This window comes from Streptomyces sp. x-19 (genome assembly GCF_046549115.1).
Taxonomy (GTDB): Bacteria; Actinomycetota; Actinomycetes; order Streptomycetales; family Streptomycetaceae; genus Streptomyces; species Streptomyces albulus_C.
Genome location: NZ_JAJPWK010000001.1, coordinates 326,315 through 344,664 on the forward strand (window position 1 = coordinate 326,315; position 18,350 = coordinate 344,664).

The window sequence follows — 18,350 nt, forward strand, 5'->3', positions numbered from 1 at the left end:
GGCCGGACCGGCGCTAACCCTCAGTCTCGCCCCTGCTGTCCGCTTCCCCCGTGGCAGGCAGCGGGGGCGTTCCGCCCTCCGCCACAGGGGGAAGCGCGTCGAGGGCGTCCTCGCCGCTCTCCTGGACAGCATCGGCCAGGTGCGCGTCATCCGCTTCGTGCGTCGTGTCGGAGGCCGAGATCACCGCGTCGACCACCTCGCCGATGGCAACCCGCGGAACGTCGTCGAGGCTGTCTGCGGCCTGCGGCTGCGACGCCGAGAGAACCTGCCCCGTATCGGAGTCCGTGACCGTGACGGCCACCGTGGGCTGCACATCGGCGTCGGCCGGCGGAGCCACCACGTGAGCCGTCACGGTGATGTCGTCGCTCACCTGGGTCACGCAAGTCATCGTCAGACCGCCGTCCGGCTGGGGCTGCACGGAGATGTCGGGGCTCGTGCCGGGCGCTGAGAGGTCCCCGATCCAGGCGCTGAAGGGCGTCAAGGTCGACAGCATCTCGTCGAGAGGGTCGGGAAGGAAGTCGTGCAGCTCGTCACTGAGCGCGTTCGGCTCGGGGCTGTTGCCGTTCAGGTCGACGCGACCGTCCGTGTAGTAGGGCGTCGGCCGACTCGCGCCTTCTGCCACCGTCGTCCGCCCCGGCGCTGGCTTGGCTTTGGCGGACCCCTTCGGCTTCGGCTTCGACGTGGGGCCCGTCGACTGCCCGCCGAACTGGGCCACAACGTCCGAGGACGCGGCGGGCTCGTCGGCGGGCGTAAGCGACTGCTGTTCCTGTTCGCTCTGCGTCAGCCGCTTGAAGATTGGACCCTGGGCCAGGACTACATGGCTTGTGTCGACAAGGGGCTTACCGTCCGGCGTGTGCCTAACCACTGAACCGTCTCCGTAGGCCAGTGCGTAGGCGTCGCCTTCGCTCATCCCCCGGCGCTTAGCTTCCTTGATCAGCGCCGCCCGCTGTTCCTCGGTGAGAGGAATGCCGGCAATTCCGCCAGCGCCATCGAAGTACGTGGAGTCGTACCCCTCCTTCGGGGTCTCGCTATAGGCGTCCCCGTGGAGCTTCACGTCATCTGCCGAAGCTGCTGTAGCCCGCCTCGTGTCGGACCCGTGATTCACGTCCAGAGTCGCAAATCCGGACGCCGTTGCGAGGGCAACAGCCAACCCGAGATACGCGCCAATGGCCTGCTTCCGTTGCGGCTGGCCCTTGGCAGGGATAGCCAGCAACCGTCCGAACGGACTGCTCGATACCTGCTCTGAATCACTGATCACCCTGGGCACAGCGCGGCTCCCCCACCTCAGACGGAACGGTCGATTCCACGAGTAGAACATGCGAACGCCTGTTCGATCCAATGGGTATGCCCGCTTCCTACCTGGGCCGTACCGGGCAGGTTTGGTTGTCGTTCCGGAGGCCGGTGGTAGATACATCCGGCGGCGGTTGCGGCACCCGCTGTCGATGGGATGTCAGCTCCCGAGAGGGCCCCCGAAGTCAGCACCAAGTCAGCACAGGAGGGATGCGGAGGGGTGCCGAGGGGTGCTCTCAGGTCAGCACCAAGTCAGCACGGGAAAAAACCAGGGGCCCACCCCCGGAGGGGTGGACCCCATCTGACCTGCATGTTTGCCAGATCAGGACTGCCGTGCTATGTCACCCGCTACACGTTGAAGCGGAACTCCACCACATCCCCGTCCTGCATCACGTACTCCTTGCCCTCCATGCGGGCCTTGCCGGCGGAGCGGGCGTCGGCCACCGAGCCGGTTTCGACCAGGTCGGCGAAGGAGATGACCTCGGCCTTGATGAAGCCCTTTTGGAAGTCGGTGTGGATGACGCCGGCGGCTTCGGGGGCGGTGGCGCCCTTCTTGATCGTCCAGGCCCGGGTTTCCTTGGGGCCGGCGGTCAGGTAGGTCTGCAGGCCGAGGGTGTCGAAGCCGACGTGGGCGAGGGTGGCAAGGCCGGGCTCCTCCTGGCCGACGGACTGCAGGAGCTCCAGGGCTTCGGCGTCGTCCAGCTCGGCGAGGTCGGCCTCCAGCTTGGCGTTGAGGAAGATCGCCTCGGCCGGGGCGACCAGGGCGCGCTGCTCGTTCTTGAAGTCCTCGTCGGTGAGCTCTTCCTCGTCGACGTTGAAGACGTAGAGGAAGGGCTTGGTGGTGAGGAGGTGGAGGTCGTGGAGCAGCTCGGTCTTCTCGGTGCCCTGGACGAAGCCGGCGGCGAAGAGGGTGCGGCCCTCCTCCAGGATGGCCTTGACCTCCTCGACGGCCTTGACCTTCGGGGCGACGTCCTTCTTGATCCGCGACTCCTTCTGGAGGCGGGGCAGGACCTTCTCGATGGTCTGGAGGTCGGCGAGGATCAGCTCGGTGTTGATGGTCTCGATGTCGTTCTTGGGCGAGACCTTGCCGTCGACGTGGACGACGTTCTCATCCTTGAAGGCGCGGATGACCTGGCAGATCGCGTCCGACTCGCGGATGTTGGCGAGGAACTTGTTGCCCAGGCCCTCGCCCTCGGAGGCGCCCCGGACGATGCCGGCGATGTCGACGAAGTCGACGGTGGCGGGCAGCACCCGCGCGGAGCCGAAGATCTCGGCGAGCTTGGCGAGGCGGGGGTCGGGGACGCCGACCACGCCGACGTTCGGCTCGATGGTGGCGAACGGGTAGTTGGCCGCCAGCACGTCGTTCTTGGTCAGGGCGTTGAACAGGGTCGACTTGCCGACATTGGGCAGACCGACGATTCCGATCGTGAGCGACACGGTGGCGACTTCCCGGAGCTGGAGGTGGGCGAAGGGCGGGCCGCTCCCCGGGGCCGGTCGGTGGGACCGGGCCGGGCGGGGTGGGGCCGATCCACCAGTCTACTGGGCGGGTCCCGCCGTGCCGGGCGGCCCGGAGTCGGCCCCGAGGACCGCGTCCGTCGCCCCGCGCGCTCCGGTGGCGTGCGCCGGGCCGCTTAACGGAGCCCCCAAGGTAGGTCAAAGTGCGTGTCTCATGACCGATTAATCCCACTTAGCGGCCTACCGTTGCCGAGTGGAGCAACACGTGGAGGAACCCGAAGCGCGCACGCCCCAGCCCGGCCGGCCGTACGGCGGTGGCCCGGACGCGGGGCAGGACGCCCGGCTCCCGCGCCCCGCGGAGGCCGTGGCCCCCGATCCCGACGACGCCTTCCTGTCCGCGATGCGGGCGTCCGGCTACGCCTCCGTGCCGGCCGGCACCGAGGTCACCGCCCGCGGCTACGCCCCCGCGCCCGGCGAGTTCCGGGCGACGCCGGTCCGGCCGCCGATCTCGGCGGGCGGCGAGCGGATGCCGCGGCCCGCCGTGGGGCCGCCGGCCGACGGCGACGAGGTCGCGGCCGTCTACCGGGCCGGCCCGCGGCGGCCCCCGGCGCCCGCCCCCGTGGCTTCGTTGGCCCGCCGGATGCCCGCCGCCAAGCTCACCGGTCTGGGCTGCGGGCTGCTGGCCACCTTCGCCCTGTTGGCCTTCGGCTTCGTGGACCGCTGGCTGCTGGGCGGGGCGCAGTCCGCGTACGGCGTCTTCTTCCTGCTGGTCAGCGTGGCGGCCGGGGCGTGGGTGCGGCCGTACGACCTGGTCGCCGCCCCGGTCGCGCTGCCGATCGCGTTCGCCGTCGGCACGGTGCCGGTGCAGCACGGCCAGGCGGGCTTTCCCGGGCTGCTGATCGGGGTGTTCACGGTGCTCGCCCTGAACGCCGGCTGGCTCTACGGGGGCACGCTCGTCTGCGGGCTGGTGGTACTGGTCCGCAAGGCGCTGCTCATCGCCCGGCGTCGGGCCAGCCGACCGGTGAGTCGACAGCGGCGCTCGGGGCCCGGTCCGCGGGCGACGGCCCCTCGGCCGGACGGATCCGTGCCGCGGGCCCCGCACCGTTCCCGGCCGGGGAGCCGTCCGCGGCAGGTGGCTCGGCAGTAGGCGGCGCCCCGGTCCGTGCGGCCTGGGCGGCCATCGCGGCCCCCACGATGCCCGCGTTGTTCTGGAGCCGCGCCGGGACGATCTCGGCCCTGATCCCCTCGATCAGCGGCAGGAACTTCTCCGCCTTGCGGCTCACCCCGCCGCCGATCACGAACAGGGCGGGCGAGAGGAGCATCTCCACGTGGGCGAGGTACTTCTGGACCCGGTGCGCCCACTGCTGCCAGTTCAGCTCCTCGTCCTCCTTGGCCTTGGTGGAGGCGCGCTTCTCGGCGTCGTGGCCGTGCAGTTCCAGGTGGCCGAGCTCGGTGTTGGGGATCAGCCGGCCGTCGGTGAAGACGGCGCTGCCGATGCCGGTGCCGAAGGTGAGGACGATGACGGTGCCGGTGCGGTCCCGGCCGGCGCCGAACCGCATCTCGGCGAGGCCCGCGGCGTCCGCGTCGTTGAGCAGGGTGACCGGGCAGCCGCCGGCGCCGCCGCCGACCCGGTCGGTGAGCAGGGCGGCGGCGTCCGTGCCAATCCAGTGCTTGTCGACGTTGGCGGCGGTGCGCGTGATCCCGCCGGTGACCACGCCGGGGAAGGTCGCCCCGACCGGTCCGGTCCAGCCGAAGTGGTCGACGACGTCCTTGACGCAGTCGGCGACCGCCTCGGGGGTGGCCGGATGCGGGGTCAGTACCTTGTAGCGCTCGTCGGCGAGTTCGCCGCGTTCGAGATCGACCGGGGCGCCTTTGATGCCCGATCCGCCGATGTCCACACCGAAGACCCTCATGGGAAAAGGCTAGGCGCGTACCGCGCCCGCCGCCCCCGGTACGGCGAAGACGGCGGGCGGGCGGTGGTCGGTCAGTCCTCGACGGCGGACCGGGCCTCGGAGCGCAGGTCGCGGCGGAGCTCCTTGGGCAGCGAGAAGGTGATGGACTCCTTGGCGGCGGTGACCGTCTCGACGTCCTCGAAACCGCGGGCGGCGAGCCATTCCAGGACGCCGTCGACCAGGATCTCGGGGACCGAGGCGCCGGAGGTGACGCCGACGGTGTGCACGCCGTCGAGCCACGCCTCGTCGATCTCGCCCGCGTAGTCGACCAGGTGGGACGCGCTGGCGCCGGCGCCGAGGGCGACCTCGACCAGGCGCTTGGAGTTCGAGGAGTTCCGCGAGCCGACGACGATGACGAGGTCGGCCTGGGCGCCCATCTGCTTGACCGCGATCTGGCGGTTCTGGGTGGCGTAGCAGATGTCGTCGCTGGGCGGCGAGAGGAGGTTGGGGAAGCGGCCCTTGAGGGCGTCGACGGTCTCCATGGTCTCGTCCACGGAGAGCGTGGTCTGGGAGAGCCAGACGACCTTGTCCGGGTCGCGGACCTCGACGTTCGCGACGTCCTTGGGGCCGTCGACGAGCTGGATGTGCTCGGGGGCCTCGCCGCTGGTGCCGACGACCTCCTCGTGGCCCTCGTGGCCGATCAGGAGGATGTCGTAGTCCTCGTCCGCGAAGCGGACGGCTTCCTTGTGGACCTTGGTGACCAGGGGGCAGGTCGCGTCGATGGTGGCGAGCTTGCCGCGCTTGGCCTCGTCGTGGACGACCGGGGCGACGCCGTGCGCGGAGAAGATGACGATGTTGCCCTCGGGCACCTCCTCGGTCTCTTCGACGAAGATGGCGCCCTTCTTCTCCAGGGTCTTCACCACGTACTTGTTGTGGACGATCTCGTGGCGCACGTAGACCGGGGCGCCGTACTGCTCAAGGGCCTTCTCGACGGCGATCACGGCGCGGTCCACGCCCGCGCAGTAGCCACGGGGGGCGGCGAGGAGGACCTTGCGGCTGGGCTGCGGACCGGGAGTAGCAGACATGGGTCCCATCGTAAGGCCGCGCCCCGGCGGGGCGTGATCGCGCCGGTGGCCCAGACTGAGGGGGAGCACGGGTGAGGAGGCGGAATGCCGGGTACGGACGGCGCGACCGTGGACGAGGGGGCGCGCGGCGGCACCGGAGCGCTGCGGCGGACGCTGTCGTTCCGGGACCTGGTGGTCTACGGGCTGTTGTTCATCGCCCCGATGGCGCCGGTGGGCATCTTCGGCACCCTCCAGGCCACCTCGCACGGGGCGATCACCAGCGTCTACGTCGTCGCCACGGTGGCGATGGCCTTCACGGCCTACTCGTACGCCCAGATGGTGCAGGTCGTGCCGAAGGCCGGTTCGGTCTACGCGTACGCGCGGGTCGGGCTGGGCGAGGGGGCGGGGTTCGTCGCCGGGTGGATGGCGATGTTGGACTACCTGCTGATCCCTGCGGTGGCGTACCTGTTCTCCGGGATCGCGCTGCACGCCCTGGTGCCGCAGGTCCACCAGTGGGTGTGGACGGCGCTCGCGGTGGTGGTCACCACGCTGCTGAACCTGTGGGGGGTGCGGACCGCGGCGGTGGTCGGGTTCGCGGTGCTGGCGCTGGAGGTCGTGGTGCTGGTGGTCTTCGTGGTGGCGGCGGTGTGGACGCTGGTGGCGCACGGGGCGCAGCGCGGCTGGGCGGTGCCGCTGACCGGCGAGAGCGGTTTCTCCCTGGACGCGGTGCTGGCGGCGGTGTCGGTGGCGGTGCTGTCCTACCTGGGCTTCGATGCGATCGCGTCGTTCGCGGAGGAGGCTTCCGGCGGTTCGCGCCTGGTGGCGCGGGCCGTGGTGACGTGCCTGGTGGCGGCCGGGGTGCTGTTCGCCGTGCAGACGTACCTGGCGGCGCTGCTGGCCCCGATGAGCGCCGCGGAGCTGGCCGCCCGGCCGGGCGAGCAGGGGGCCGCCTTCTACACGACGGTGGATGCCGCGGTGGGGGGCTGGCTGCACGACCTGGTGGCGGTGAGCAAGGCGATCGGGGCGGCGTTCGCGGCGCTGGCCGGGCAGGCCGCGGCCGGCCGGCTGCTGTTCGCGATGGCCCGGGACCGGCGGCTGCCGAGGGCGATCGCGAAAGTGGACGCCGGCAGCGGGGTGCCCCGTCGGGCGCTGCTGGGGGCGGCTTCGGTCACGCTGGTGGCGGCGGTCTGGGCGGCCACCCGGGACGACGGTCTGGACCAGCTGTCGTCGATCGTGAACGTCGGCGCGCTGACCGCGTTCGGACTGCTGCACGCCTCGGTGATCGGCTGGTTCCGGGTGCGGCGGCGGGCGGCGGCGCCGAGCGTGCTGCGCCATGTGGTGGTGCCGCTGGTGGGACTGGCGGTGGTGGTCGCCGTGATCGTCGAGGCGTCGCGGACCGCACAGGCCGTGGGCGGCGTCTGGCTGCTGGTGGGTCTGGTGGTGCTGGCGGTGCAGTACCTGAAGGCGCGGTCCGCACCGTCCGACGCCTAGGGGCGGGGGCCGGACGGTCCGGGCGGCACCCCGTCCGGCGGCACCGCGTCGCGCCGGCCGGCGCGACCGACGGCGAGACGCCCGCCACTGTCAGTGGCCGCCGCTACTCTCGCTCGTATGGCTGTCTCTACGTCTCCGGAAGCGCCGATCCCGGTCGGCGAGGTGTCCCGGCTCATCGGCGGGTGGATCGACCGGCTCGGCGCGGTGTGGGTCGAGGGGCAGATCACCCAGCTCTCGCGGCGGCCGGGGGCGGGCGTGGTGTTCCTCACGCTGCGCGATCCGTCGCACGACATCTCGGTGAGCGTGACGTGCTACCGCCAGGTCTTCGACAAGGTCGCCGAGGTGGTGAGCGAGGGCGCCCGGGTGGTGGTGCACGCCAAGCCGGAGTGGTACGCGCCGCGCGGTCAGCTGTCGTTGCGGGCCGCCGAGATCCGGCCGGTCGGCGTCGGGGAGCTGCTGGCCAGGCTGGAGCAGCTGAAGCGGGCGTTGACCGCGGAGGGGCTGTTCGCGGCGGAGCGCAAGCGGCCGCTGCCGTTCCTGCCGCAGCTGATCGGGCTGGTCTGCGGCCGGGCCAGCGCCGCCGAGCGCGACGTGTTGGAGAACGCCCGGCACCGCTGGCCGGCGGTCCGCTTCGAGGTGCGCAACGTCCCGGTGCAGGGGGTGCACGCGGTGCCCCAGGTCATCGCCGCGGTGCAGGAGCTGGACGCGCTGCCCGAGGTGGACGTGATCATCGTGGCGCGCGGCGGCGGCAGTGTGGAGGACCTGCTGCCGTTCTCCGACGAGCAGTTGGTCCGGGCGGTGTCCGAGGCGCGCACCCCGGTGGTCTCGGCGATCGGCCACGAACCGGACGCCCCGCTGCTGGACCTGGTGGCCGACCTGCGCGCCTCCACACCGACGGACGCGGCGAAGAAGGTGGTGCCGGACGTCGGCGAGGAGCTGATGCGGGTCCACCAGCTCCGCGAGCGGGCCCGGCGCGCGCTCGGCGGTTTCCTGGACCGCGAGGAGCGGGGCCTGACGGCGGCGCTGCACCGCCCGTCGATGCAGCGTCCGCAGCGGATGGTCGAGGAGCGCGAGGAGCAGGTCACCGCCCTGTTGGAGCGCGGCCGGCGGACGCTCGGGCATCTGCTGGACCGGGCGGATTCGGAGTTGGTGCACACCTTGGCGCGGGTGGTGGCGCTCTCTCCCAAGGCGACGTTGCAGCGCGGCTACGCGGTGCTGCAGAAGCCGGACGGGACGGCGGTGCGCACGCCGGCCGAGGTGGCGGTGGACGAAGAGCTGCGGGCCAGGGTGGCCGAGGGCGCGTTCCGGGTGCGGGTGACCGCGGCCCCGGATGCCGCTGCCGACCGGCCGGTGCCGCACGGGGCGGACTCATAGGGTGGGAGACATGGCGAAGACGGATGACGTGGTGGACGGGGCGGCCGAGGCGGCGCCGGTGGAGTCCCCCCTCGGTTACGAGCAGGCGCGCGACGAGCTGATCGACGTCGTCCGCCGGCTGGAGGTGGGCGGCACGACGCTGGAGGAGTCGCTGGCCCTGTGGGAGCGCGGCGAGGAGCTGGCGAAGGTCTGCCGCCGCTGGTTGGACGGGGCCCGGGCGCGGTTGGACGCGGCGCTGGCCGAGGGTTCGGGGGCCGACGAAGCGGCGGAGCAGGAATAGCGGCGCGCGGCCCGACGTTTCCCGGCCGCAGGGACGGTCTTCCGAATCTCGGAAGGCCGTTCCCGTCTTGTGAAGCCACTCACACTTTCCACCCGTTAGTTGAACTTTAATCTATCCGGGTTAGAGTGGCTCCCGTAGACAGCGAAGTCTCAAGCTCTGTAACCCACCTGAAGCCCCGAGGTGCCCCTGATGTCTCTCGCCCTTGACGCCGCCGCTCAGGACCTCCTGTTCCGTGAGGCCCAGACCGCCAACACGTTCACGGACGAGCCGGTCACGGACGAGCAGGTCCAGGCCATCTACGACCTGGTGAAGTACGCCCCGACCGCGTTCAACCAGTCTCCGCTGCGGATCACCCTGGTCCGTTCCGAGGACGCCCGTAAGCGCCTGGTCGCGCACGCCATGGGCGCCAACGGCCCGAAGACCCTGGCCGCGCCGCTGACCGTGATCCTCTCCGTCGACCTGGACTTCCACGAGAAGCTGCCGCGGCTCTTCCCGCACGCCCCCGGCGTCAAGGACAGCTTCTTCTCGGAGGCCGCGGTCCGTGAGGTCGCCGGCACCCAGAACGCCACCCTCCAGGCCGGTTACTTCATCCTGGGCATCCGCGCCGCCGGTCTGGCCGCCGGCCCGATGACCGGCTTCGACTTCTCCGGCGTCGACAAGGAGTTCTTCGGCGACGGCAAGCAGAAGTCCTTCCTCGTCATCAACCTCGGCAAGCCGGGCGCGGACGCGTTCTTCCCGCGTTCGCCGCGCCTGTCCTTCGACGAGGCCACCGCCACCGTCTGAGCCACCCCGGCCCGACGCGAGAAGGCCGCCGCACCCGGCTGGGTGCGGCGGCCTTCCGGCATTGCCGGGCGAACGGGGCATGCTCCGCCGCCACCGGGGCGGGCTGGGCGGGCCTCCCGGGCCGCCGGTCCGCGAGCGACCGCGCACCGGCGGCCCGACCACCGCTCGACGGCCCGGCCGCGAGGACGCCTTCGGGCTCAGCCCTTCTTCGCCACCAGGGCCGCGGCCAGTTCGGCCAGCCGCCCGTACGGCGCGGTGCCGGTGACGACCGTGGTCACCCCGGGCTCCTGGTGGACCAGCGCCTTGTAGGTGTCGCCCTGGTAGCGGTCCCACTTCTTGCTGCCGACGGCCTGCTGGCCCTCGACCTTGGCGGCGCCCAGCGTGACGTCCTGGATGAACTGCTTGGCCGGTGCGTCGCTCTGCTCGATGGCCGCGTACTGCTGCTCCGGGTCGAGCATCCCCAGGTGCCAGGCGCCGCCCTTGCCGTCGTTGCTGGCCTCGTAGGAGACGGAGGTGGGCCGCCAGCCCTTGGGCAGGCCCTCGGGCGCGGCGACCGGGTACGGGGCGGCGCGCCGGGCGGTGATGATCTCGACGCGGGTGTCGACGGTCTGGACCGCGTTCTTCTCCGCGGTCGCGCTGTCGTCGTGCGGGATGAAGAAGTAGATCGCCCCGACCAGGACGCCGATCACCGCCAGCGACAGGACCATGTCCGCCACTCTTTGCCTGCCTCGCATACCAGCCACGTCCCTATGGTCCCCTATGCCCGCCGGCACCCGGACGCACCCCCCTCGGACCCCACTCACCTGGGCAAACGGTTCTGCGGTCGTCGGCCGCCCGGCGCGGGCGCTACCCAGCCATTGGCTTGCTCATGCGAAGGCCCCCCTGCTCATTTTCGCGACCTACCGATAAAGTCATAAGCACCCTCATCAATCCGGCCGTCGCCGTACAGAAAGGTGCGCTCGATGACCGAGCATCATCTGCCGTCCCCCCTCGAGGTCAGCCCGGAGGCCCCCGACCGCAACCTCGCCCTGGAACTGGTCCGGGTGACCGAGGCCGGTGCCATGGCGTCGGGCCGCTGGGTCGGCCGGGGCGACAAGAACGGCGCGGACGGCGCGGCGGTGAAGGCCATGCGCGCACTGATCCACACCGTGTCGATGAACGGCGTCGTGGTCATCGGGGAGGGCGAGAAGGACAACGCCCCGATGCTCTACAACGGCGAGCGGGTCGGCGACGGGACCGGCCCGGAGTGCGACGTGGCCGTGGACCCGGTGGACGGCACCACGCTGACCGCCAAGGGCATGGCCAACGCGGTGTCCGTAATGGCCGTCGCCGAGCGCGGTTCGATGTTCGACCCGTCCGCGGTCTTCTACATGGACAAGCTCGCCACCGGCCCGGAGGCGGCGGACTTCGTCGACATCACCGCCCCGGTGGCGGTGAACATCAAGCGGATCGCCAAGGCGAAGCGGTCCGCGGTCGAGGACGTCACCGTCGTCATCCTGGACCGGCCGCGCCACGAGGGCCTGGTCAAGGAGGTCCGGGAGGCCGGCGCGCGGATCAAGTTCATCGCCGACGGCGACGTCGCGGGTGCGATCATGGCGGCCCGCGAAGGGACCGGCGTGGACCTGCTGTTGGGCATCGGCGGAACGCCCGAGGGCATCATCGCCGCCTGTGCGCTGAAGTGCCTGGGCGGCACGTTCCAGGGCAAGTTGTGGCCCAAGGACGACGTGGAGCGCCAGCGTGCCCTCGACGCCGGCCACGACCTCGACCAGGTCCTGCAGATCGAGGACCTGGTCCGCGGCGACAACGTCTTCTTCGTCGCCACCGGCATCACCGACGGCGAGTTGCTGCGCGGCGTCCGCTACCGCGCGGAGACCGCCTACACCCAGTCCCTGGTGATGCGCTCCAAGTCCGGCACCATCCGTCAGATCGACTCCCAGCACCGGCTCTCGAAGCTGCGTGCCTACAGCTCGATCGACTTCGAGCGCCCCAGCTGACCCCCGGCCGGTCCGGACCGGCCGCCCCGGACCGGTGACGCGACTCGCCCCCGTCGGATGCGACTTCCGGCGGGGGCGAGACGCGTACGGACGCGGTGGCGTTCGTACCGGGCGGCGGGTGGGGTCAACCGGCCGCCGGCATCGCGGCGGCCCGCTGCAACTCACTCTCCCGGCGCCGCCGGCGGGTCAGCACCACCCGGCGCTCGGCGGCGGTCAACCCGCCCCAGACGCCGTACGGCTCGGGCTGGAGCAGGGCGTGCTCCCGGCACTCGACCATCACCGGACAGCGGGCGCAGACCCGCTTCGCGGCTTCCTCCCTGGCCAGCCGTGCGGCGGTGGGTTCCTTGGAGGGGGCGAAGAACAACCCGGCCTCGTCCCGGCGGCACACCGCCTCCGCATGCCAGGGGCCGGCCTCGTCGCGAGCGTGCCCGCGCTGGGACGGAACGACAGCGGCATCCTGCAGGGCCTGATGCGGTAGCAGCACGGTCTACTCCTGACGACGGCTTCGGCGAGAGAAATCACCCTTGCCCGTCTCGCTGCGCACGGCCTTTCGCACCCCGCAGCCGTACGAGAGACGATGCACCAGCCCTACCCGCTGTACGCGGGCTTATGCACACCGTGGCGATCGAGGGGCCGGCGGCCCCTCACGTGCCGCCGCACCGGCCCCGCGTCCACCGCCGGGCGCGGCTAGCCGAAGCGACGGCGGTCCCGGCGCTCCTCCCGGCGCTCGTGCCGCTCCGACCGCAACTGGTCGAACCGCGCGTGCCGTTCGGCCCGGAGCTCGCCCATCCGCGCGTGCCGTTCGGCCCGGAGTTCGTCCATCCACTCGCGCCGCTCGCCGCGCAGCCGGTCCCGCAGGTCGCGGATCCAGGCGCCCCGCTTGGGCTTGGCCTCGACGCTGCCCAGCAGTGCGAAGCCCTGCACGTCCACCTCGGGCGCCTCGCCGTCCGCGGCCTCGTGCGTCTCCACCTCGAAGCTGCCCAGGATGCCGGAGCCGCTGCTGCGCAGCGTGATGTTCTCCGGCACTCGGACCTCGACGCTGCCGAAGACGGAGGTGACGTTGATCTGGACCCGCTGCTGCGGGAAGACCGCCTCGGTCAGGTCGATCTCCACGCTGCCGAAGATGGCGACCGCGTTGATCCGGGGCGGGACCCGCCAGCGGCCCTTGCGGTTGGCCGCGCTGAAGATCGCGACGAGGTTCTGGTCGGCGGCCTGGCCGCCGGGGCCGTACTCGCGGGGCGAGGGCTCCGGCTGCGGGCGGGCCCCGCCGGCGGGCAGGTCCCGTACGACGGGCTCCAGCTCGCCCATGGTCTTGGCGCGGTAGACCGCGTCGATCCGCTCGGCGTGCTCCTCGGCGTCCAGCCGGCCCTCGGCGAGCGCCTCCCGCAGGATCTCCGCGACCCGGTCGCGGTCCGCGTCCGAGGCCCGGATGTCGCTCCCGGCCGCCGCCGGGGGCACCGTGGCCTCGGCCACCGGCTCGGCCCGCGGTCCCACCTCGCCCTTGGTCAGTTTCACCGCCTGCTGGTCGCGCTGCGCGGCAAGCGGTCCGGGCGGGGTCTCGGGGCCCGGTCGTCCCCCGTTTCCTGAAGCGTCCACGGACCCAGCGTACCGAAACGCGATAGATCGCGACTAGGGGATCGCGGACGCGTCTCCCACGGACTGAGCCCGACCTCACAGCAACGGCCGGACACCGGGGTTCTACGCTGTTCAGGCGCTGCCGTAGAAGCCAGCCACCACCCCTCCGAGTAAGGACACATCCCCCATGCCGGAATTCGCCTATACCGACCTGCTCCCCACCGGCGAGGACAACACCCCCTACCGTCTGGTGACCTCGGAGGGCGTCAGCACCTTCGAAGCGGACGGCCGGACGTTCCTCAAGGTCGAGCCGGAGGCGCTGCGCAAGCTCGCCGCCGAGGCGATGCACGACATTGCGCACTACCTGCGGCCGACCCACCTGGCCCAGCTGCGCAAGATCCTGGACGACCCGGAGGCCAGCGCCAACGACCGCTTCGTCGCCCTCGACCTGCTCAAGAACGCCAACATCGCCGCGGCCGGCGTGCTGCCGATGTGCCAGGACACCGGCACCGCGATCGTCATGGGCAAGCGCGGCCAGCAGGTGCTGACCGAGGGCGGCGACGAGGCGGCCCTGTCCCGCGGCATCTACGACGCGTACACCCAGCTCAACCTGCGCTACTCGCAGATGGCGCCGCTGACCATGTGGGACGAGAAGAACACCGGCTCCAACCTCCCGGCCCAGATCGAGCTGTACGCGACCGACGGCGGCGCCTACAAGTTCCTCTTCATGGCCAAGGGCGGCGGCTCGGCCAACAAGTCCTTCCTCTTCCAGGAGACCAAGGCCGTCCTCAACGAGGCGTCCATGATGAAGTTCCTGGAGCAGAAGATCCGTTCGCTCGGCACGGCCGCCTGCCCGCCGTACCACCTCGCCATCGTCGTCGGCGGCACGTCGGCCGAGTACGCGCTCAAGACCGCCAAGTACGCGTCCGCGCACTACCTGGACGAGCTGCCCGCCGAGGGCTCGCCGACCGGCCACGGCTTCCGCGACAAGGAGCTGGAGGACAAGGTCTTCGAGCTGACCCAGAAGATCGGCATCGGCGCCCAGTTCGGCGGCAAGTACTTCTGCCACGACGTCCGCGTGGTCCGCCTGCCCCGGCACGGCGCCTCCTGCCCGGTCGCCATCGCCGTCTCCTGCTCCGCCGACCGCCAGGCCGTCGCCAAGATCACCGCAGAGGGCGTCTTCCTGGAGCAGCTGGAGACCGACCCGGCCCGCTTCCTCCCCGACACCACCGACGAGGAACTGACCAAGGGCGCCGGCGCCGACCTCGACGCGGTCGCCGTCGACCTCAACCGCCCGATGGCCGACGTCCTCGCCGAGCTGACCAAGCACCCGGTCAAGACCCGGCTCTCGCTGACCGGCACCCTGGTCGTCGCCCGCGACATCGCCCACGCCAAGATCAAGGAACGGCTGGACGCGGGCGAGGAGATGCCGCAGTACCTCAAGGACCACCCGGTCTACTACGCCGGCCCGGCCAAAACCCCCGAGGGCTACGCCTCCGGCTCCTTCGGCCCGACCACGGCGGGCCGGATGGACGCCTACGTCGAGCAGTTCCAGGCCGCCGGCGGCTCCAAGGTCATGCTCGCCAAGGGCAACCGGTCCCAGCAGGTCACCGACGCCTGCGCCGCGCACGGCGGCTTCTACCTGGGCTCCATCGGCGGCCCCGCCGCCCGCCTCGCCCAGGACTGCATCAAGAAGGTCGAGGTCCTCGAATACGAAGAGCTCGGCATGGAAGCCGTCTGGAAGATCGAGGTCGAGAACTTCCCCGCCTTCATCGTCGTCGACGACAAGGGCAACGACTTCTTCCAGGACCCGGCCCCGACCACGCCGACGTTCACCAGCATTCCGGTGCGACAGGGGAAGTAATCGCCCGGCACAACCTCCCGAACAACACATAACGTTCCGGAAAGTACGGTTTACGGCCGTCACCTGCAGCACACGGGTGGCGGCCGCTGGCTTTTCGCCAATTTTCCAGCCGGCGTTGACGCGACCGGAATCCCCCTTGCTGTCCCGTGCCGCCGCATGCGTGGCGGAAAGTACTTGACCAGTGGAAACACACAGGTGTTATTCTCGCCGGCCAAGCAGTAGAGGACGTCACACCAAAGGGGCGGGGGCCAGTGTCCGGCGCAGGGGAATTCACGGTCGATGTCGAAGAGTTGGGGTCTCTGGCGACGCGCTTGGAGCGCTGCACGGAGTCAATGAAAAGCGCGAGCGGTGATCTACGGAGTGCGACCACCGGAAATCTCGGCAACGGGCAGATCGATAAGTCCGGAGCAGATTTCAAAAGCTCCTGGGAATACGGCATCGATCAGATCACTCAATTGACCGATGCCATCAAACAGGGCCTGCACCTCACGGCGCGGGCGTACAGCGAGACGGACGACGCCGTACAGCAGGCATTTTCAAAGGCAACCCGACGCAGCAGCAACAATGGCGGCACGGGAAACAATCCCTTCGGGTGAGAAACAGAACACCGCACACAGCGTAGGTTTTTAGTGAAAGGCAACGGGGGAAGAGAAGTGTCACTCGGTGAACAGCTGTGGGGGTACGGGGGCGGCGATCCGTACGAGGACAACGGCAATTTTCCCGGTTTGCAGTTCAATCCGGCGCCTGGCGTCCCTCAGGCCGTGGGTGACCTGGTCGAGGATCTGAACCGCGCACACAGGAACATCACGAGCGCCTCCGAAGCACTGCGCAACGTCAGCGACGGCGGCTGGACCGGCGCCTCCGCGGACGCATTCCGCGCCAAGACCGCAGCACTTCCCAAGCTGCTCCATGATGCCGGCGAAAGCTTCAAGCTGGCTCACGGTGTGCTGCAGATGTGGGAAAAGCAGCTGGGCACGATGCAGCCCAAGGCGCACTCGTACGAAACCGAGGCCCATGCCTCCCGCAAGCGCGCCGAACGAGCAGAGAAAAGCGAGGACTTACAGCTCTTCCGCTACGGCGGCATCGGGATGACTGACGCGGAGGCCGAAGAGGCCAAGCAGCGCTACACCGCAGCCCTCAACGAGCTCGGAGCTGCACGTGAGGAGTTGGCAGGCATCATCGCCTCCGCCAAGAACATCCGAAGCCAGCACGAGGAACTGGCGGGGACCGTCGCCGCAGTGTTGAAGGCCGCAAGCGAACAAGCGCCGAAGGGGCCAGGATTCTTCGACGATCTGAAGCACGGCTTGAGTCAACTGGTCAAAGGCCAAGAGATCGCTGCCCGCCAGATCTGCCAATGGGCCAAGGACCACGCCAATGCCATCTCTGCCGTCGGAGACGTCTTGTCAACGGTCAGCGCTGTGGTAGGCGCGGTCGGACTCGGGGTCGGCATGATGGGTAACGCTCCGCTGGCGGGGCAAATCGGGGTCGCATCATCCGTGTTCGCGGCAGGAGCACTTGCCTTGCACGGCGTGGCCCGCGCAGCGGGCGGTGAAGACGTTGTGTCGAACCGCACCCTGGCGCAGGATTCTCTGGGCTTGGTTCCCCTTGCCGCCGGCGCCCGCGTCGGGGGCAAACTGGGCACGGCGATACTCAGCAGTCGGGCTGCGGACGGGGCATCGAACTTCGGTCTCGTCGATTCCGTCGCCAGCCTTTTCGGGGATCCTTCCGTTTTCGATAATTTTGTACCAAAGAACCCGCGACAGGCCATCGAGCTGGGTGTCGGCCCTTTGCTGCCGGCGCTTGAGAACGCCTGGAACAAGGGAAGCGAGAAGGATGGGGCCGGTGGCGACAGGTGATGGTGGTTCCATGAATGACGACGCCATAGCCGCTGGTTTCGACGGAAGACCCTCCGTCGAAATAATAGTTCCTGGACTCACGGCGCACCGCATCGACCGCATTACCTGGATAGCCACAGAACTTGGCTACGCACTCTCCGGCGAGGAAATTCAGGGGCGCGGAGCGATCCGCTTGAATTTCATACGCGATGACAGCCCCACAGCTCGCCAACGCGCCCAGGCGGCAATTGCCCGCGTACAGGCCGCAGGGAATTGGCAGGCGCTGACAACGCAGAACTGGTCGGTTTCCCAGGCATCCGATCCGCACTTAGTCACACCGCTTCGCGCAGCGAAGGCCACACGCGAGACCAAGGGATCCGAAGGGTTGCACCCGTCCCAAGTGGTCATCACGTTCACCTTCGGCGCACTCATGTGCTTCTCCATGGCATTGGCAGCTCACGATTCGGCAGCCGTCAGCATGGCCTCATGCGTCATCGGAGCCCTGTTCGTCATCGGAGCCGTTCTGGGCCCTCGCTACGCAAGAAATCGCCAAAAAAGAAATCTAGAGCTGCTCGAAAAGTTTCGACAACAGGAAGCGGCTCGCTTCTGGGTCCCTCCCCCGCCCCCGCCTCCTCCCCTACCCCCGGGCAGCCCACCTCACGACCAGACTGGGATGTAGCTGTGCAATTCACCGTGCCAGCGGGGTTCGCCGCCATGCCCGTAGGGGCGAGCGCCAAAGAGGCCGAAGCGGCGGTCATCGCACGCATGACCAAGGAGGCCAGAGAAGCCCTCGACTCGGACCCGCGAGCATTCCAGAATCTCGTGGAAGATGTCCAGAAGGTGTCGCAGGCGCTCGAAAGGTCGGGCACCCTGTACGCCGGGACGTGTGTGCGCACCTACGACGGCGAGCTCTCGTTCGGCACACTGTTAGTCACCGTCACACCTTTCGAGTTCGGCGATGCAACCGTGGCGACAAACGGCATAATCCGCTCCCTCACCGCCGGGCGCGGTGACTCTTGGACCGGGAGTGTCTTCGACACCCCCAACGGCCCCATGGCCGTGGTGTCCGGCGTGAAAAACCTCCAGATCCCTGCGGGGGCCTCTCCGTCGGGCGAGGAACTGGACGTGGCCGTCGCTGAAATGCAGGCCTTCCTGCCCGTTCCCAAAGGGAGCGAATGCCAGCAACAGTGCCTCGTCTGCATCAATTTCACGACCCCTCGCGAGGGCCACTGGGACGAGTACTGCGACGACATGGCGGACCTCATGCGAAGCATCACGTTCGACGAGCCATCGCCCCATCCGCCCGGCACACGCATGCGCGAGGCGGAGAGGGAGGAGAGGGCGCCCTCGTCCACCCCGGCCGAGCCTGACACGGCTACACCTCCTACCGGAGGAGAACGGCGCCGGACACCCTTCGGCTGACCTCCGATGTCACCGATCGACCCACGACAGG

Annotated in this window: 16 protein-coding genes and 1 pseudogene; 10 read left to right on the forward strand and 7 right to left on the reverse strand. The window is 69.8% G+C overall.

Annotated elements, in window-relative coordinates:
* Positions 1-13 precede the first annotated feature (13 nt).
* Both ACLJT4_RS01615 and ychF read right to left on the reverse strand, forming a co-directional pair.
* The gene (locus ACLJT4_RS01615) at positions 14-1,267 is read right to left on the reverse strand and encodes a hypothetical protein (RefSeq protein ID WP_411120639.1); all 1,254 of its coding nucleotides are present in this window, start codon (positions 1,265-1,267) and stop codon (positions 14-16) included.
* A gap of 371 nt (positions 1,268-1,638) precedes the next feature.
* Complete coding sequence (ychF, locus tag ACLJT4_RS01620; protein WP_020929592.1) at positions 1,639-2,727, reverse strand: redox-regulated ATPase YchF; 1,089 nt, start codon at positions 2,725-2,727, stop codon at positions 1,639-1,641.
* A 658-nt stretch (positions 2,728-3,385) separates the two neighbouring features.
* Here ychF and ACLJT4_RS01625 point away from each other — a divergent pair.
* A pseudogene (locus ACLJT4_RS01625) lies at positions 3,386-3,679 on the forward strand (DUF6542 domain-containing protein); the annotation flags it as partial.
* A 58-nt stretch (positions 3,680-3,737) separates the two neighbouring features.
* Here ACLJT4_RS01625 and ppgK read toward each other — a convergent pair.
* Together ppgK and ACLJT4_RS01635 are read right to left on the reverse strand one after the other, a co-directional pair.
* Entirely contained in the window at positions 3,738-4,658 is a 921-nt protein-coding gene (gene ppgK / locus ACLJT4_RS01630; protein WP_411120640.1) for a polyphosphate--glucose phosphotransferase, read from the reverse strand.
* A 71-nt stretch (positions 4,659-4,729) separates the two neighbouring features.
* Entirely contained in the window at positions 4,730-5,731 is a 1,002-nt protein-coding gene (locus tag ACLJT4_RS01635; RefSeq protein ID WP_411120641.1) for a 4-hydroxy-3-methylbut-2-enyl diphosphate reductase, read from the reverse strand.
* Positions 5,732-5,806: 75 nt separating this feature from the next.
* Between ACLJT4_RS01635 and ACLJT4_RS01640 the strand changes: the two genes are divergently transcribed.
* The 4 genes from ACLJT4_RS01640 to ACLJT4_RS01655 all read left to right on the forward strand — a co-directional run bounded on the left by ACLJT4_RS01640 (position 5,807) and on the right by ACLJT4_RS01655 (position 9,629).
* Positions 5,807-7,192, forward strand: coding sequence for an APC family permease (locus ACLJT4_RS01640; RefSeq protein WP_411120642.1), 1,386 nt, complete (start codon positions 5,807-5,809; stop codon positions 7,190-7,192).
* Positions 7,193-7,309: 117 nt separating this feature from the next.
* Positions 7,310-8,566, forward strand: coding sequence for an exodeoxyribonuclease VII large subunit (gene xseA, locus ACLJT4_RS01645; RefSeq protein ID WP_045788104.1), 1,257 nt, complete (start codon positions 7,310-7,312; stop codon positions 8,564-8,566).
* A 10-nt stretch (positions 8,567-8,576) separates the two neighbouring features.
* On the forward strand, positions 8,577-8,846 hold the full coding sequence (locus ACLJT4_RS01650; protein WP_411120643.1) for an exodeoxyribonuclease VII small subunit: 270 nt from the start codon (positions 8,577-8,579) through the stop codon (positions 8,844-8,846).
* 189 nt (positions 8,847-9,035) lie between these two features.
* A complete protein-coding gene (locus ACLJT4_RS01655) occupies positions 9,036-9,629 on the forward strand; it encodes a malonic semialdehyde reductase (protein WP_411120644.1) in 594 nt (197 codons plus the stop codon).
* 197 nt (positions 9,630-9,826) lie between these two features.
* Here the strand turns inward: ACLJT4_RS01655 and ACLJT4_RS01660 are convergent, their stop codons facing one another.
* The gene (locus tag ACLJT4_RS01660) at positions 9,827-10,363 is read right to left on the reverse strand and encodes a DUF4245 domain-containing protein (protein WP_411121058.1); all 537 of its coding nucleotides are present in this window, start codon (positions 10,361-10,363) and stop codon (positions 9,827-9,829) included.
* 228 nt (positions 10,364-10,591) lie between these two features.
* Between ACLJT4_RS01660 and glpX the strand changes: the two genes are divergently transcribed.
* Positions 10,592-11,623 (forward strand): class II fructose-bisphosphatase, encoded by a 1,032-nt coding sequence (gene glpX, locus ACLJT4_RS01665; RefSeq protein WP_016570439.1) that lies wholly within the window; start codon positions 10,592-10,594, stop codon positions 11,621-11,623.
* A 124-nt stretch (positions 11,624-11,747) separates the two neighbouring features.
* On the opposite strand, the gene ACLJT4_RS01670 is transcribed toward glpX, so the two are convergent.
* Entirely contained in the window at positions 11,748-12,107 is a 360-nt protein-coding gene (locus tag ACLJT4_RS01670) for a WhiB family transcriptional regulator (protein WP_020929595.1), read from the reverse strand.
* Positions 12,108-12,310: 203 nt separating this feature from the next.
* A complete protein-coding gene (locus ACLJT4_RS01675; protein ID WP_411121059.1) occupies positions 12,311-13,096 on the reverse strand; it encodes a DUF1707 domain-containing protein in 786 nt (261 codons plus the stop codon).
* Between the two features lie 289 nt (positions 13,097-13,385).
* On the opposite strand from ACLJT4_RS01675, the gene ACLJT4_RS01680 reads away from it, so the two are divergent.
* The 4 genes from ACLJT4_RS01680 to ACLJT4_RS01695 all read left to right on the forward strand — a co-directional run bounded on the left by ACLJT4_RS01680 (position 13,386) and on the right by ACLJT4_RS01695 (position 18,319).
* Positions 13,386-15,062: a fumarate hydratase gene (locus tag ACLJT4_RS01680; protein ID WP_411120645.1), complete on the forward strand. Its 1,677-nt coding sequence runs from the start codon at positions 13,386-13,388 to the stop codon at positions 15,060-15,062.
* A gap of 251 nt (positions 15,063-15,313) precedes the next feature.
* Positions 15,314-15,658, forward strand: coding sequence for a WXG100 family type VII secretion target (locus tag ACLJT4_RS01685; protein ID WP_411120646.1), 345 nt, complete (start codon positions 15,314-15,316; stop codon positions 15,656-15,658).
* 57 nt (positions 15,659-15,715) lie between these two features.
* Positions 15,716-16,918, forward strand: coding sequence for a putative T7SS-secreted protein (locus ACLJT4_RS01690; protein ID WP_411120647.1), 1,203 nt, complete (start codon positions 15,716-15,718; stop codon positions 16,916-16,918).
* Between the two features lie 660 nt (positions 16,919-17,578).
* Positions 17,579-18,319: a hypothetical protein gene (locus tag ACLJT4_RS01695; RefSeq protein ID WP_411120648.1), complete on the forward strand. Its 741-nt coding sequence runs from the start codon at positions 17,579-17,581 to the stop codon at positions 18,317-18,319.
* The last annotated feature ends 31 nt before the right edge of the window (positions 18,320-18,350 follow it).

Bases quoted from the DNA above. Each gene is read 5' to 3' on its own strand.
- glpX (WP_016570439.1), top strand. From the start codon at position 10,592: ATGACCGAGCATCATCTGCCGTCCCCCCTCGAGGTCAGCCCGGAGGCC.
- ACLJT4_RS01635 (WP_411120641.1), bottom strand. From the start codon at position 5,731: ATGGGACCCATGTCTGCTACTCCCGGTCCGCAGCCCAGCCGCAAGGTC.
- ACLJT4_RS01660 (WP_411121058.1), bottom strand. From the start codon at position 10,363: ATGCGAGGCAGGCAAAGAGTGGCGGACATGGTCCTGTCGCTGGCGGTG.
- xseA (WP_045788104.1), top strand. From the start codon at position 7,310: ATGGCTGTCTCTACGTCTCCGGAAGCGCCGATCCCGGTCGGCGAGGTG.
- ACLJT4_RS01650 (WP_411120643.1), top strand. From the start codon at position 8,577: ATGGCGAAGACGGATGACGTGGTGGACGGGGCGGCCGAGGCGGCGCCG.
- ppgK (WP_411120640.1), bottom strand. From the start codon at position 4,658: ATGAGGGTCTTCGGTGTGGACATCGGCGGATCGGGCATCAAAGGCGCC.
- ACLJT4_RS01655 (WP_411120644.1), top strand. From the start codon at position 9,036: ATGTCTCTCGCCCTTGACGCCGCCGCTCAGGACCTCCTGTTCCGTGAG.
- ACLJT4_RS01680 (WP_411120645.1), top strand. From the start codon at position 13,386: ATGCCGGAATTCGCCTATACCGACCTGCTCCCCACCGGCGAGGACAAC.
- ACLJT4_RS01640 (WP_411120642.1), top strand. From the start codon at position 5,807: ATGCCGGGTACGGACGGCGCGACCGTGGACGAGGGGGCGCGCGGCGGC.